This is a genomic window from Sinorhizobium sp. (genome assembly GCF_059070375.1).
On sequence record NZ_JCACWC010000004.1, the window covers coordinates 396445 to 411137 of the forward strand.

Sequence of the window (14693 nt, forward strand, 5' to 3'; positions counted from 1 at the left end):
AAATGAATGCTTGCTTTTAGTCAATCCGCAGATAATATGCACCTGTTTGCACCCGGTAGCAAATGAGAATGCACCCGGTAGCATTCGTTTTTCTCGCCATCCTGTGGAGTGGACGGCGAAAGGAGGAGGAGCCAATGAAATCTCTCTTGAAGAAACTGGCATTCGCCGCTGTCGTACTCGGCGTCGCTACATCGGCGGCCGTGAGCGCGAAAGCGCAGGAGCCTACCATCATCGCCGTGACGCACGGGCAAGCGTCCGATCCGTTTTGGTCGATCGTAAAGAATGGCATCATGCAAGCCGGCAAGGACAGCAATGTCCACGTCGACTATCGCGCGCCGGAGACCTTCGACATGGTGGCGATGGCTCAGCTCATCGAAGCCGCTGTGAACCAGAACCCCGCGGGCATCGTCATTTCGAACCCGGATCCGGACGCGCTCGGCCCTGCGATCGAGAAGGCCGTCGCCGCTGGCATTCCGGTGATATCCATGAACTCCGGCATCTCCGCCGCCGAAAAGCTCGGCATCAAGCTGCACGTCGGCCAAGATGAGACGCCGGCTGGTATCAAGGTGGGCGAGAAGTTGAAGTCGCTTGGCCTCAAGCACGTTCTCTGCGTCAACCAGGAGGTTGGTAACGCCGCGCTTGATCAGCGTTGTGCTGGCACAGAACAGGGCTTCGAGGGTGGCAAGGTCACCGTACTGCCGACGTCCTCCGATCCCGCGGAAATCGAGTCGAAGATTCAGGCGGCGCTCACGTCCGACCCGTCGATCGATGTCGTCCTCGGCCTTTCGGCTCCGCTCGTCGGGGAGCGGGCGGTGGCGGTTGTTGAGAAGATGGGTGTCGGCGACAAGGTGAAGGTCGCCTCCTATGACCTTTCGGCGAGCTTCCTTCAGTCCGTCGCTGACGGTAAGGCGCTGTTCGCGGTGGATCAACAGCCCTATCTGCAAGGGTATCTGCCGGTGACCTTCCTGGCGCTCAATGCGCGCTACGGCACGATCCCGGCCGGCAACGTGGCTTCTGGTCCGAGCTTCGTCGAGAAGGACAGCGCCGCTCAGGTCATCGAGAAATCCTCCCAGGGCATCCGCTAAGGCGGAGCCTGGCAGTCCCCGTCCCAGACGGGGGCTGCCCCTGCCGCGCATTCTGCCACTTCGGTTCGTAGGCCGTCGTCGCGCGCACGGATAACGACCGAGATCTAAGGAACGAACCATGACGCTAGCCAACGAACAGAACGCGTCTGCTACCAGACCCGATGAGCGGCTGAAGAAGGTTTCGACATTGACCGCAATTCTGCGGCGTCCGGAACTCGGCGCTGTAGCCGGTCTGGTGCTCGTGACCGTCTTCTTCCTGCTCACCGCCAATCCCGCCATGTTCACGTTGGCGGGTGTGATGAACTTCATGGCCCCGGCTGCCCAGCTCGGCATTCTCGCGATCGGCGCGGCCCTCTTGATGATCGGCGGCGAGTTCGACCTTTCGATCGGCTCCATGGTTGCCTTTGCCGGTCTCGTCTTCGGCACGGCGCTGGTCGTCTGGCAGATGCCACTCAGTGTCGCCATCCTCGTCGCGATCGCATTCGCCATTTTCATCGGCATCACCAATGCGCAGCTCACGATGCGCACCGGCCTTCCCTCCTTTATCGTCACGCTTGCCTTCCTCTTCATCCTGCGTGGCCTGACGCTGGTCGGCCTGAAATGGGCGAGCGGTGGCGCGACCCAGCTTCGCGGCATGAAGGAAGCAGTAGCTGGGAGTCCGCTCTCCCCTCTGTTCTCCGGAGACGCCTTCCCCGGACTGTTCACCTGGCTCGCTGAAAGCGGCATCATCGACACCTTTCCTAACGGGGCGCCGAGGGTGCCCGGCATTCCGGTCGAGATCCTGTGGTTCATTGCCATCGCGCTCCTTGCCACCTGGGTCCTGTTGAGAACGCGCTTCGGCAACTGGATCTTCGCTTCCGGTGGGGATCCGCGTGCAGCGCGCAAGTCGGGTGTGCCGGTGGCGAGGGTCAAGACCATGCTCTTCGTTCTCACCGCCCTTTGCGCCACGCTGGTGGCAATCCTTACGGTGCTCGACGCCGGCTCAACGGACGCCCGCCGCGGCTTTCAGAAGGAATTCGAGGCGATCATCGCGGCGGTCATCGGCGGCTGCCTGCTGACCGGTGGCTACGGCTCCGCCATCGGCGCATTTTTCGGATCAATCGTCTTCGGCATGGTGTTGATCGGCCTGACCTACACCTCGATCGACCAGGATTGGTACCTTGTTTTCCTCGGTGGCATGCTGCTGACCGCCGTCGTCTTCAACAATGTAATCCGCAAACGCCTCACGGGAGAACGCTCATGAGCACGTCTCAGACGCCCCTCGTCGAGGTCAGGAACCTCGTCAAGCATTTCGGCTCCGTCATCGCCCTCAATGGCGTGTCGATGAACGTGTATCGCAACGAGGTTCTATGCCTCCTCGGCGATAACGGTGCGGGCAAATCGACCCTGATCAACACGCTTGCAGGTGTACACAAGCCTACCTCGGGTGATTTCCTGATCGACGGTCAGCCCCGGTTGTTCTCCGGCCCACGCGACGCCCTCGATGCGGGTATTGCCACGGTCTATCAGGATCTTGCGATGATCCCGCTGATGTCGGTCACTCGCAACTTCTTCATGGGGCGGGAACCCCGTATCGGCTTCGGTCCCTTCAAGCGCATGGACATGGAACAGGCCGACAACGTGACGCGCGACGAGATGCACAAGATTGGCATCGATGTCCGAGACCCGCAGCAGGCGGTTGGTACGTTGTCAGGCGGCGAGCGGCAATGTGTGGCGATCGCGCGCGCAGTTTACTTCGGCGCGAAGGTGCTGATCCTCGACGAACCGACGTCGGCGCTGGGCGTCGCCCAGACGTCGATGGTGCTGAAATATATCAGCCAGGTCCGAGCCAAAGGCCTCGGAGTGATCTTCATCACTCATAACGTTCGTCACGCCTATGCCGTTGGCAATCGCTTCACGGTGCTCAATCGCGGCAAGACGCTTGGAATCTATGCCAAGAGCGAGATCGGTATCGACGAATTGCAGAACCTGATGGCGGGTGGCAAGGAGCTACAGTCTTTGTCGGAAGAGCTCGGCGGAACAATCTGATCAACTCTGCTTGCATGCATGTCGGTGCGGGGCTTTTGCGCCGCGCCATCCGTCCCCATACGCAAAAATAGCGGAACACTATCCAATGAGTGCACCCAAGACTTCTCCCTTCCAACTCGCAGCCTGCGCGGAAATGCTCTGGCGCGACAAGCCGATCGAGTGGCGCGCCGCGCGCCTCAAGGAAATGGGTTTCGGCGTTGGCCTCTGGAACTGGCCGGAGCACGATATCACAAAGCTGCAAGCCACCGGCGCGACCTTCACGATCATGAACGGCTATCTGATCGGTCGTCTGACGGACGACGACGGTGCAGCAGAACTCCTCAGGACGGCACGCGAAACCGCACAGGTTGGAAAGCGCCTTGGCGTTGAGCGGCTCAACCTGCACGGCACGGGTCTGGGGGACAGGGGTCTGCCTGTCCAGCCTGTCGAAGTCGTCACGGGCGCGATGTGGCTGAAGGCACGCGACACTCTCTGCCGCGTTGTGGACATGGCCGAAGAAGAAGGCGTCACCTTCACGCTCGAAAACCTCAACCTCCCGGTCGACCACCCCGGCGTGCCCTTCGGCCGCGCCGAGGATACGCTAGCGCTGGTCTCGAGCGTCAATCATCCGCGGCTCCGCCTCAATCTCGATCTCTACCATGCCCAGATTGGCGAGGGGAACCTGATCGAACTCTGCCGCAGGTGCCTGCCTTGGATCGGCGAGATCCAGGTGGCGGACGTACCCGGCCGCTGCGAGCCCGGTACCGGCGAGGTCAATTGGAACGGCATCTCCCAGGCGCTGAATGCAATGGGCTATTCCGGCCCGATCGGCATGGAAGCCTGGGCCGCCGGCGACCCCGAAGCGGCGCTCGAGGCGTTCCGCACTGCATTCACCATCTGACATTTTTCAACGACAGGATCAAAAACCAATGCCCAAGAACAAATCCGTCAATGTCGGTCTCATCGGTGCAGGCCGCATAGGTTCCTTCCACGGTGAGACCGTCGCACGCCGCCTCGTCGACGCCGAGCTCGTCGCCATTGCTGATTCGGCGCCAGGGGCTGCGGCCGGTCTTGCCGCCACGCTCGACGTTGACAGCTCTTACACCGATGTCGCGGATCTCCTCGCGCGGGAAGATATCGATGCCGTCATCATCGCCACGCCGGCGCTGTTTCATACGAACATTCTGGTGCAGGCCGCCGAAGCCGGTAAGGCGATCTTTTGCGAGAAGCCCATGGCTTTGACCTTGGAGGATGCCGATCGGGGAATCGCGGCGGCACGCTCTGCCGGCGTTCCGCTTCAGGTCGGTTTCAATCGTCGCTGGGATCAGGCCTTCTCGGAAGGACGTGCTGCGATCGATGACGGAAAGATCGGTGCTCCGCAGTTGCTCCGGTCGCTCACCCGCGACCCCGGCCCGTTTGGTGCCGACCCCGCCAGGATTCCGCGGTGGACGATCTTCTACGAAACGCTGATCCACGATTTCGACACGCTGCTTTGGCTGAACCCGAATGCCAAGCCGATCGAGGTTACAGCCGTTGCCGACGCGCTGGTTCGTCCGGATTTCGCGGACAAGGGCTTCCACGACACGGCGGTGGTCACGATTCGATTTGGCAATGGATCGATGGCTGTCGCCGAAGCGAACTTCTGCGCGATGTACGGCTACGACATCCGCGGCGAGGTCTTCGGCTCCGGCGGCATGGTGACCATGGGTGACGTTCGTCGTTCAAGCATGACGCGGTTCGACAAGAACGGCGTGTCGAGCGAAACCTGGCGTCGCGACACCGACCATTTTGTCCACGCTTACACGGCGCAGCTCGCGTCCTTCGTAACGGCCGTTCGTCGAGGCGAGATAACCGAAGGACCGACCGGCATCGATGCGCGTAATGCGCTGAGCATTGCGCTTGCCTGCATTGAATCCGTCTCAAGCAAGGCAGCCGTGTCGCTGAAATGAATGGGCGAGAAAGTCATGAAGATGAGCGAGGCGACAAAACCTCCGAACAACGTCACGGAGCTTAAGGGCATGTTCGCTTCGAGGGCTCTTAGACTTCCGAAACAGCTCGAGCAGGCCGCTCGTCTGGCGCTCGCAAAGCCAGATGTTGTTGCCTTCGGCAGCGCCCGTTCGATCGCTGCAGCTTGCTCCGTCTCCCCCACCACGGTCACACGCCTTGCTATCGCCCTTGGCTTCGACAGTTTTCGGGAGTTCAAATTGTTCTTTCAAGAGCATTTAAGGAGGACTGCGAACTCCTAGACGCGCGTGTGTCTTTGATAAGCTTCGGTCGGCCGCGGCCTCTGCGGCGGCCACCGTTCTCGTCGTCACGAGTGATGGTCAGCGACCGCTCTGGGGTCAGCACCGGAAATTGCAGGCTCTATCGGCGAATGACATGGTTGAGTCGGAAGCTGAAGATTGTTTTCGATTGGCCAAGTTAGCATCAGCTCTGTTGCGGGCCTGGGGAACATATCGGGCCGGCTGCAATTCGCCCTTTTGGGCTTCTGGGCCGCCGCCATCTCCACTTCATTGTTCGGCCATCATCCCTGTCAGTCAGCGCCGAGCGCCTCTTTCGCTTGCCTGCCTTCAAGGCGCCCTATCAACCGCTGCAGTAGCTGGTGCTCTGTAACGCCGCTGAGCCGAAGTAGAGATTGCGCGACCGCGATCTGGTGTCGGATCAAGAGCACGAGGTCGCCTAACCGTCGCGCGCCCGGCGACCGGATCCGCAGCGCGGGCAGGCAGCGCCAGCGTCACCGCGGCGAGCAGAAAAATGGGACTTCATTCGGCGGGCCCGATCGGATCGAGAATGTGGGCAGTGTCGTTCCTCGGCTACCCGTCTCCGTCACGAAGCGCCCAGGATGGCTGGTTGGGATGTGGCGCTAGTCCATGGTGTATCTGGAGGATAAGGCCGACTTCCGCATCGACGATTGAGCGGTGGCTTCGAAATCGCGGTCCGAGAAATGGATTGATCGATCCAAAATTCGGACCGTTGCTAATGGTGCGCCGTCCCTTATGCGATCGGATAACGTCCAACTGCTGGAAGAACGCCTTGGCGCGCTTCCAAAGGGGGCCTTTCAGCATCGCATTTGACTCCTACTTCACTGGCTCGACGTCAACCAAGATTGGCCTTATCAAGTCGCGTTGAGCCATTCGCGCTTCCAGCAACCTCAACCGTTGGCCGTCGTCGCCAAGCTCTCGAACGTTCGGGGCGCACTCTGCGTCTCGCAGTTCAAGCACCTCCCATTCCCCATCTTCCTCCTGCAAGAGCATACCCTCGAGGCTATGGACGCGAACCGAGACAGCCGACGAGTAAGCGGAACGATGAAGGGCGCGATCCTGTCGGGGCGGAGAGCTGGCAATGAGGTCGCGGCGCGACTCGCTGAGTCGAAGGCCTGAGAGACGATGCAGGGCTACTGCATTCCCGACGACTGTTACGGTCCCAGCAAAGCGTGCTGACGCTTCGACTGCTATGAGGCGCAAGACATCATGGCACCGAAACTGCGGACATCAGACAGGCAAGGCGATGCTGGACCGCCTGGTAGAAGAGGGGTTACTTATCCGTCCTCAAGGGCTTCGTCGCCTTTTTGGACGCGTACCTCCTCTATCAGTAGATCTTGGAACGCTGAAAAGGCAGGGACGCGGAGCATGCTCTGACGATGAATGAGGCCCGCCCAGTAGCTCCCAACGGGGAACGTCAGACGGAGCGGTTTAATGCCTAGCTCATTCGCCTCTCTGAGGAACGTATCGGGAAGTAGCATCAGGTAGTCGTTCTCGAGCATCAGATCCAACGCCGACTGTATGGAGGTGGTCATGAACGAGATGCGGGGAGCGCCAAGACCGTGCTCACGGAAGTAGTCGTCGACTACCTTCCTCAAGAACACCGTTTCGTGAAACAGGAGCCAGGAAAACTGGGACAGTTCCGAGGGCTGAACATTCTCCTGAGAATGTAGCGGATGCAGGTTTCGCGCAAAAACTAACCTCTCCAGGCGCGCCACGGGCCGATAAATAAATCCCGCGTCCCTTTCTTCGGAACTTGGAAGTTCCGCAACTAGGACGTCGAGAAGTCCATTTGGGAGCATGGTATAGAACTCCTCAAGACGGGTCACGATGTCGATCCTCACCCGCGGAAAATCACGCCGAAGCTTTACGATTACATCGGGAACAATGGAGAAGGACCACGCAGGGCCCGCGCCGATCCGCAGGTTCACAACTTTCTCTTTTGCGTCTCCTCCGAGATCGGCTGCTCCGAAACGCCAAGCATGTTGTATCTGCCGCGCCCGACCCAAGAACGATGCGCCAAACCGGTTCAGCTCAATGCCATTTGCAGTCCTGTGGAATAATTCCACGCCAAGCTCGTCTTCCAAGGAGCTGACGTGGCGTGAAACAGCGGGTTGGCTGAGACCAAGTTGCTTAGCCGCTCGGTGGAAGGAGCCAGTCTCCACAATGGTCAGAAAGGTCGTGAGGTGCGTCAGTGGCGAAGGTACGATGATGCTTGCTCCTTATCACATAATGCCAAGGTAGCATTTTTCGGCTCCATGCCAACAGCTTAGCTGTAGATGGAAAAGGAGATGCAGTTGTCGAAGTCTATCTACGTCCTCAATGGACCAAACCTGGGCCGGATTGGCAGCCGGGGTATGGAGGCCAGGGGTGCCTCCACGCTCGCTGATATCGAGCGCTTGTGCGTACATGCAGCAAAGGATCGGCAGTGCGTCTTCCGTCAGACGGACCGTGAAGACGAGCTTGTGGCTTGGGTTCATGAAGCTTGTGACACGGCGTTCGGAATAGTGATCAACGCTGCCGCGCATGCCTTCACTTCGCAAGCTCTTGCCGCATCACTGAAGATGTTTTCGGGGCCGGTGGTCGAGGTACACCTTGGGGCGATACATAGTGGATCACGTCCAAAATCTCTCCTAGAGCCCGTGGCGACCGCTACCGTTTCGGGGCTCGGAGTTTATGGGTACGAACTGGCCGTCGACGCGATTTGCTGTGGCAATCTGGGCAGTGATCGCTAAGACTATTTCCGGTGCGCGAAATGCTTCGAGACGTATTCTAGGAGCAGTTCACGGAAAGCTGCCGGGGGACCCAGTCGCAGCACCCATTTTGGATACATCAGACCGGCGTTGTAGCCCCTGATTCTGCCTTGTATCGCGAGAGGCCGGACCCCCAGGCTCTCCAGTTGGCCAACGAGGGTGCCTGGCAGCAGCATCAGATAGTCCGAGTTGCGCAATATTCTTACTCCTGCATGCACCGAGGTCGTCGAGACTGTCGGTTCAGGCGGAGCTAGTCCGTTCGCATCGAAATACTCCCCGACGACGGCGGGTCCGTAGATCGAATCCTTGAACGCCACCCATGGGAATTCCAGCAGGTTTTCTGCATGGACAGGACTCTCGTCAGCAAGTGGATGATTGGCAGATGCGAAGATGAAGCGCTCGATCGAGAGTAGCGGTTCATAGACCAGACTATGGTCACGCTTACCTTGCGGAATCTCAGCGAGGAGCATGTCCAATTCGCCCTCAGCAAGCAGCCGATAGTAATCATTGATGCGCGACACCAGGTCGACACTCACTGCAGGGTACCGCCGGCAAAGCTCGGCTAATATGGACGGGACAATCTTGTGCGTCCAAGCAGGTCCAGTTCCCAGGTTGAAATTCCCCCGATCACCTCGGACAACTTCGGTTATCTCTGCCGCAGCATCTCGGGCAGTTGCGACCATCTCTTCAGCATAGGTATGAAACTGCCGGCCGTCATCGGTAAGCGTGACCCCATGCACAGTGCGATGGAAGAGTTTCACCCCAAGTTCGCGCTCGAGTCCCTGGATCTGGCGCGTGACTGCGGGCTGGGTCATGTTCAGAGCGCGTGCGGCGCCGTGCACGCTTTGTTCTTGTGCAACCGCAAGAAACGTCACCAAGGTATTTCGAGTAGTCAGCAAGGTAGTCCTACGTCGTGTCCTGAGTTGATGCTGGCGATAAATATCTCTGATCGCACAATCGCGTTCTAGCATTTTAAACATCATCGGAGCGCTGATAAAGAAGTTTCAGCCCATGCAGAGGACATGAGGCTCTCGGGAGGAAGAAATGAGAACCTTGCAGACCGGCCTGATGGCTGCAGCTTCGCTCGTCGCACTCGTGGCGTCCGCCAGCGCACAGGACTATCCAACAAAACCGTTGAACGTCGTGGTTCCCTTCAGCGCCGGAGGCAGTACCGACGCAGTCGGACGACTTCTTGCGCAAGAGATGGCGAACGTCCTGGGCCAGAACGCAGTCGTTCGTAATGAGACTGGTGCCGGCGGAGCGGTGGGAACAGCATCGGTCGCGGCCAGCGACGCAGACGGGTACACGCTTCTGTATACGGCGCTCGGCCCCATTTCCCTGCAACCATGGCTGCAGAACGTGCCTTATACCACAGACTCCTTTGACTTCATTTGCCGTGTAAGCAACGACACCAACGTGCTGATGGCGAAGAAAGGTGGAGCATTCAAGACAGTCGGCGACGTAGTGGCAGCCGCGAAGGAAAAGCCCGGCGAGCTCGTCTTTGTCGCAGTTCCGGGGGGCATCCCCCAAATCTCTATGCTCGCCATGAACGATGTTCTCGGGCTTGAGATGACACAGATAAACGGCGACTCAGCGACCGCAGCCAGGTACATTGCTGGCGAGACCGCCCATTTTCATTCTGCGCCCGCGAACAACGCCGCCCAGTTTGAGCTCGACGTCGTCGCAGTGTTCGGTGATGAACGCCTCCCGAGCTTGCCAGACGCCCCGACATTCAAGGAGCTCGGTTATGACGGACTGTCGTTCTCATCCTGGTTCGGTCTTCTTGCCCCTGCCGGACTACCGAAGGATGTCTTGGCGCAGCTCAGGGATGCGTGCGGGAAGGCCACCAAGACCGAGAATTTCCAGAAGAGTTTGGCCGCTCTCAACACGCGGCTGGACTACCAGGACGGGGCGGAATTCGAGAAGTTCGTTCGTGACGGCTATGAGCAGTTTGGCCAACTGATCGAACGCTTCAGTCTGAAAGCGCAGTAAGCGCACGGCATCATGATGTCCCTCCCTGGCGGAGCAGATTTGGATATTCGGCCATGGCAAGAATCGCGCGCTATCTTCCGCATGTGTTCACGCTAGTCCTGGTGGGAACGGTGTATTACGCAAGCTTGGACGCGTCCCAGACCACGCTGGGCCGCGACCGCTTCGGATCTGCTGGAGTTCCTCAGCTTCTGTTGGTCCTTATCGGCGCCGTCACGATAGCGAACGCATTTCTCGAACTCAGGCATGGGTGCGGCTCGCCCAAGGACGAACTGCCGGACAACCGTGGGTGGAAAATAGCGGGCGCCGTTTTGCTCGTGCTCATACTTGCCACAGCGCTCCTCAAAACCGCAGGCTTCGCCGCCGCGTCCTTGTTGGTTGTCGCGTTGACCGCCTGGTTGCTGGGCTTCAAGCGCGCGTTGCCGCTAGTGGCGCTCTCGGCTGTATCCGCGCTGATTATCTGGGCCGCGTTCACTTTCGTAATCGACCTTAGCCTCCCAACTCCTGCTTTCTTCTCGAGGATTTGACAAATGGAAGCTGCGACAGAGGCTTTCTGGCTGCTCCTCTCCTTCGACGTGATGATAGCAATCATCGTAGGCGTTGCCGTGGGAGTGGTAATTGGTGCTCTGCCTGGACTCGGGCCGACTTTAGGCGTCACGCTCGCATTGCCCTTCACGTTTTCCATGGAGCCTACCGCCGCCATTGCGCTGATGTTGGCGATCTACTGCAGCTCGACCTTCGGTGGCGCGATATCCGCGATCCTTATAAATACGCCGGGAACGGCGGCTTCCGCGGCCACTGCCTATGAAGGCTTCCCGATGGTGAAGCAGGGGCGAGCGGACGTCGCCTTGGGTTGGGCGACCATCGCCTCTGTCATAGGGGGACTGCTTTCTGTTATTGTGCTTATGGTGGCGGCCCCTCCACTTGCAGCGTTTTCGCTTCGTTTTGGCCCCGCAGAGACGACCGCGCTGATCCTGATGGCATTGAGCTGCATTGCTACCGTGTCGGCAGACAGCACATCAAAGGGTCTCATCTGCGGAATGGCTGGAATGGTCGCGGCGATGGTCGGAACCGACCCCATCTCCGGCAGCTCCCGAATGACTTTCGGCTTTTTCCAACTCAGTGCCGGGTTCAGCCTCATTGCCGTCGTCGTTGGGATGTTTGCGTTGGCTGAAGTGCTCGTGAGGGCGACGGGACGAGCAGTGGCCGTTGATAGCGGCTCTATCGTCGTAGGATTTCGTTTCCCGTCACTGTCGCAACTAGGGCACCGGAGCGGGAACCTGCTGCGATCGTCGCTTATAGGTACATTCGTGGGCTCACTTCCTGGCACGGGTTCAGCAATCGCATCCTTCATGGCGTACGGCTGGGCCGCCCGCTCGTCCCGTCACAAGCAAAACTTCGGCAAGGGCGAACCGGACGGACTTATCGCATCCGAAAGCGCCAACAACGCCGTTACTGGAGGGGCACTCATACCGACCCTGGCGCTCGGAATACCCGGTGACTCCGTCACCGCGGTGATGATGTCTACCTTTCTGATCCATGGGGTTCAGACGGGAACTCGTCTCTTCTCCGAAGCCAGGTCGCGCTCTACGGCATGTATGAATCCCTGATCGTCATCAATCTACTGCTATTGGTTGGCGGCTTTTTGGGAGCTCACCTCTTCTCCCGGATGCTACGCATTCCAGAGCCTCTTCTGATGGGCGTGGTGATGGTGCTGAGCATCGTCGGCGCCTACTCCATCCGTTCAAACATGTTCGACGTGTGGGTGATGATCGGTTTCGGCGTACTCGGCTTCTTCATGCGCATCTACCGCTACCCAGTTGCCCCCTTCGTGATCGGGTTCGTGCTTGGCCTGCCATTCGAAGAGAATCTGCGAACGGCGCTCATACTGAGCAACTACAGCGTCCCCCGGCTGCTCTCCGGCAGCATCACGCAAGTCATTTCGGTCCTGACACTCGGCTTTCTGTTGTTGCCGCTGCTGCCACGGATCATGAACCGCAGGTCGCAAAAGGAGCAGACATGAGAGCCGTTTTTGTCCTCTTCGACACACTGAACCGACGGGCACTATCTGCCTACGGTGGTAAAGGTGTCAGGACGCCAAACTTCGATCGGTTGGCGCGCCGCGCTATCACATTCGACAATCACTACGTTGGCAGCCTTCCTTGCATGCCTGCCCGGCGAGAACTCCAAACGGGCCGTCACAACTTCCTGCATAGGTCGTGGGGACCGATGGAACCCTTCGACAACTCATTTACGGAAATCCTTGGCGCCAACAAAGGCGTCTACTGTCACCTTGCGACCGATCACGCTCATTACTGGGAAGATGGTGGCGCTACGTACCACACCAGGTTCGACAGCGCCGAGCTCATTCGGGGCCAGGAGGCCGACCAATGGAAGGGTATCGTAGAGCCTGACGTAGCAAAGTGGGAGGCGACGTATCATCCCAAGCAAGTCGGAGTGTCGAGAAGGAACAAGCATCGGGTCGATCTAACCAACCGCGAATTCCGGAAGAGCTACGCCGACTACCCAGCAGTCAAAACCTTCGATGCCGGCCTCGAGTTCTTACGAGTCAACCAAAAGGCCGACAACTGGTTCTTGCAAGTTGAGAGCTTCGATCCCCACGAGCCCTTCACAATTACCGAAGAGTTCCGAAAGAATTACGTCACTGCGTATGAAGGGCGGATCTACGATCATGCTCCTTACGGACGTGTTGACGACACCCCGGAAGAGATAGCTGAGATTCAAGCAAACTACGCGGCAACGCTGGAGCATTGCGACCGGCAACTCGGACGCCTGCTCGACTATTTCGATGAACATGATCTCTGGGATAATACGGCACTCGTGCTCTCCACCGATCACGGCCTTCTTCTTGGAGAGCATGATCTTTGGGGCAAGCTCGTTCTACCGTTTTACAACGAAATCGCCCATATACCCTTGTTCATCTGGCACCCTGGCTGCGCCTCGAACGCGGGCAAACGTTGCGGTGCCCTCACGCAGACGATCGATCTGATGCCGACGTTCCTCGAACTATTCGGCGAGGCCGTTCCCCAGGAAGTCGAAGGGCATTCTTTGGTACGTCTGCTGATGGATCCGGAAGGGGCCGACATACATGAGTTGCGCGAGGTGGCGCTGTTCGGGCAGCACGGCTCATCGATCAACGCCACTGATGGGCGGTATGTCTATCTGCGGTACCCTCCGGACATCCTTGCGAAGAACCTCTACCAATACACACTGATGCCTACGCACATAAAAAGCCTGTTTTCGGTAGATGAGCTGCGAGATGCCGAACTGGTGTCGCCCTTCTCCTTCACAAAGGGGGTTTCAGTGCTCCGCACCCGTGCAACGGAAAAGTCACCGGTCTACAATCGACAGGGACCGGGCGTGCAGATCGATTGCAGGACCCGGTTGTTCGATCTCAGCGCGGATCCAGAGCAACTGACACCGTTACTGGATCCTGAAGCAGAAACTCGGATGGCCAAGCTGATGGTGGCACGGATGCTAGAGAATGATGCGCCGCGCGAGCTCTTCGCACGCTTCGAGTTAGAAGCTTTCCTTGAAGTGCAACCTGTCCGATGAGCAGCGCCGTGAACTGTTGCCGCCCGCCCAGTAAAAAAGCGAGGGCCTCAAGTGCTATCGACGCTGTAGAGATACCTGCAACCTCGAAAGACGATCAAAAGATCGTCTGGTTCGCCGGCGGCAAGAGCCTTGTGGGTACAGCCAGACCCGAGATACCTGAAGATGGTGAAGGCCCTCAGCGATCGGTTAACCTCGCCGCGTTCGGGCTAGACACCTGCGCTGTGACAAATGCGCGCTTTGCCCGGTTCGTCAGTGAGACAAGCTATAAGACGGAAGCGGAAGAATACGGTTGGAGCTACGTCTTCGCTGGCCTGCTCTCTGACTTTGGCCGAGCGGCCGAAAGAAGCAGGCAAGTTCCTTGGTGGGTTAAGATTGATAATGCGGCTTGGTGTAGGCCCGAGGGAGCCGGGAGCAACCTGAGCGGTCGCGAGGACCATCCGGTGGTACACGTGTCGCAGCGGGATGCTCGGGTTTTTGCGCTGTGGGCTCATGCGAGGCTGCCAACGGAAGCGGAATGGGAGCACGCGGCGCGCAGCGGGGGACCAGAGGCTCGCTTTCCCTGGGGTGAGGATGAGCCTAGCGACGAGATACACGGCGAAGAAGAGGCGCTTTGCAACATCTGGCAGGGAAGCTTTCCCAGCAAGAACACATGCGGCGACGGTCACTACGGAACAGCACCGGTGACGTGGGGAAGACCAAATGCTGCCGGCCTATACAACTTGGCGGGGAACGTCTGGGAGTGGACGTCGGATCCTTGGCGGATTCGCTCTGTTCGGCGCTCGGCGAAGCAACGCAACGAACTCGCCGTCTCGCACGGAGAGCAGGTTCTGAAGGGCGGATCGTTTCTCTGCCACCGCAGTTACTGCTATCGCTACAGGATCGCCGCTCGATCGGCGTTACCCTCTGATACTACCTGTTCGAACGCGGGTTTTCGGCTCGCGTTCGACAGTGGCCTGGCAAAAGGGAAGGCCTGTCAGTGAGGAAGCCCATCTATGTCATCAATGGTCCAAACCTTGATCGCC

General features: G+C 58.9%; 13 protein-coding genes and 1 pseudogene. 12 read left to right on the forward strand and 2 right to left on the reverse strand.

Translation table 11 applies throughout. From position 1 onward, the window contains the following. Nucleotides 1-134: 134 nt before the first annotated feature. The 6 genes from AC5J09_RS28165 to AC5J09_RS28190 all read left to right on the forward strand — a co-directional run bounded on the left by AC5J09_RS28165 (nt 135) and on the right by AC5J09_RS28190 (nt 5338). On the forward strand, nt 135-1085 hold the full coding sequence (locus AC5J09_RS28165) for a sugar ABC transporter substrate-binding protein (protein ID WP_494299120.1): 951 nt from the start codon (nt 135-137) through the stop codon (nt 1083-1085). Nucleotides 1086-1203: 118 nt separating this feature from the next. Beyond that, entirely contained in the window at nt 1204-2328 is a 1125-nt protein-coding gene (locus tag AC5J09_RS28170; protein ID WP_494299121.1) for an ABC transporter permease, read from the forward strand. Beyond that, nucleotides 2325-3113, forward strand: a complete 789-nt coding sequence (locus AC5J09_RS28175; RefSeq protein ID WP_494299123.1) for an ATP-binding cassette domain-containing protein — start codon at nt 2325-2327, stop codon at nt 3111-3113. Before AC5J09_RS28170 ends, AC5J09_RS28175 begins: the two co-directional genes overlap by 4 nt. A gap of 85 nt (nt 3114-3198) precedes the next feature. Next, on the forward strand, nt 3199-3993 hold the full coding sequence (locus AC5J09_RS28180; RefSeq protein WP_494299124.1) for a TIM barrel protein: 795 nt from the start codon (nt 3199-3201) through the stop codon (nt 3991-3993). Between the two features lie 28 nt (nt 3994-4021). Beyond that, nucleotides 4022-5041: a Gfo/Idh/MocA family oxidoreductase gene (locus tag AC5J09_RS28185; protein ID WP_494299126.1), complete on the forward strand. Its 1020-nt coding sequence runs from the start codon at nt 4022-4024 to the stop codon at nt 5039-5041. Nucleotides 5042-5056: 15 nt separating this feature from the next. Further along, a complete protein-coding gene (locus AC5J09_RS28190) occupies nt 5057-5338 on the forward strand; it encodes a MurR/RpiR family transcriptional regulator (RefSeq protein WP_494299127.1) in 282 nt (93 codons plus the stop codon). A 1292-nt stretch (nt 5339-6630) separates the two neighbouring features. Here the strand turns inward: AC5J09_RS28190 and AC5J09_RS28195 are convergent. After that, nucleotides 6631-7566 carry a LysR family transcriptional regulator gene (locus AC5J09_RS28195; RefSeq protein ID WP_494299146.1) on the reverse strand — a complete coding sequence of 312 codons (936 nt, stop codon included), beginning with the start codon at nt 7564-7566 and terminating at the stop codon, nt 6631-6633. A 78-nt stretch (nt 7567-7644) separates the two neighbouring features. Here AC5J09_RS28195 and AC5J09_RS28200 point away from each other — a divergent pair, with 78 nt between their 5' ends. Then, nucleotides 7645-8088 (forward strand): type II 3-dehydroquinate dehydratase, encoded by a 444-nt coding sequence (locus AC5J09_RS28200; RefSeq protein WP_494299129.1) that lies wholly within the window; start codon nt 7645-7647, stop codon nt 8086-8088. Nucleotides 8089-8090: 2 nt separating this feature from the next. On the opposite strand, the gene AC5J09_RS28205 is transcribed toward AC5J09_RS28200, so the two are convergent. Beyond that, a complete protein-coding gene (locus tag AC5J09_RS28205; protein WP_494299130.1) occupies nt 8091-9077 on the reverse strand; it encodes a LysR family transcriptional regulator in 987 nt (328 codons plus the stop codon). Between the two features lie 73 nt (nt 9078-9150). On the opposite strand from AC5J09_RS28205, the gene AC5J09_RS28210 reads away from it, so the two are divergent. The 5 genes and pseudogenes from AC5J09_RS28210 to AC5J09_RS28230 all read left to right on the forward strand — a co-directional run bounded on the left by AC5J09_RS28210 (nt 9151) and on the right by AC5J09_RS28230 (nt 14651). Beyond that, nucleotides 9151-10098: a Bug family tripartite tricarboxylate transporter substrate binding protein gene (locus tag AC5J09_RS28210; RefSeq protein WP_494299131.1), complete on the forward strand. Its 948-nt coding sequence runs from the start codon at nt 9151-9153 to the stop codon at nt 10096-10098. 53 nt (nt 10099-10151) lie between these two features. Continuing rightward, complete coding sequence (locus AC5J09_RS28215) at nt 10152-10622, forward strand: tripartite tricarboxylate transporter TctB family protein (protein WP_494299133.1); 471 nt, start codon at nt 10152-10154, stop codon at nt 10620-10622. A 51-nt stretch (nt 10623-10673) separates the two neighbouring features. Then, nucleotides 10674-12118: pseudogene (locus AC5J09_RS28220) on the forward strand (tripartite tricarboxylate transporter permease). Continuing rightward, nucleotides 12115-13671 carry a sulfatase gene (locus tag AC5J09_RS28225; protein ID WP_494299134.1) on the forward strand — a complete coding sequence of 519 codons (1557 nt, stop codon included), beginning with the start codon at nt 12115-12117 and terminating at the stop codon, nt 13669-13671. Before AC5J09_RS28220 ends, AC5J09_RS28225 begins: the two are co-directional and overlap by 4 nt. Next, complete coding sequence (locus AC5J09_RS28230; RefSeq protein ID WP_494299135.1) at nt 13668-14651, forward strand: SUMF1/EgtB/PvdO family nonheme iron enzyme; 984 nt, start codon at nt 13668-13670, stop codon at nt 14649-14651. The genes AC5J09_RS28225 and AC5J09_RS28230 overlap by 4 nt, the downstream gene beginning before the upstream one ends. Nucleotides 14652-14693 lie beyond the last annotated feature (42 nt).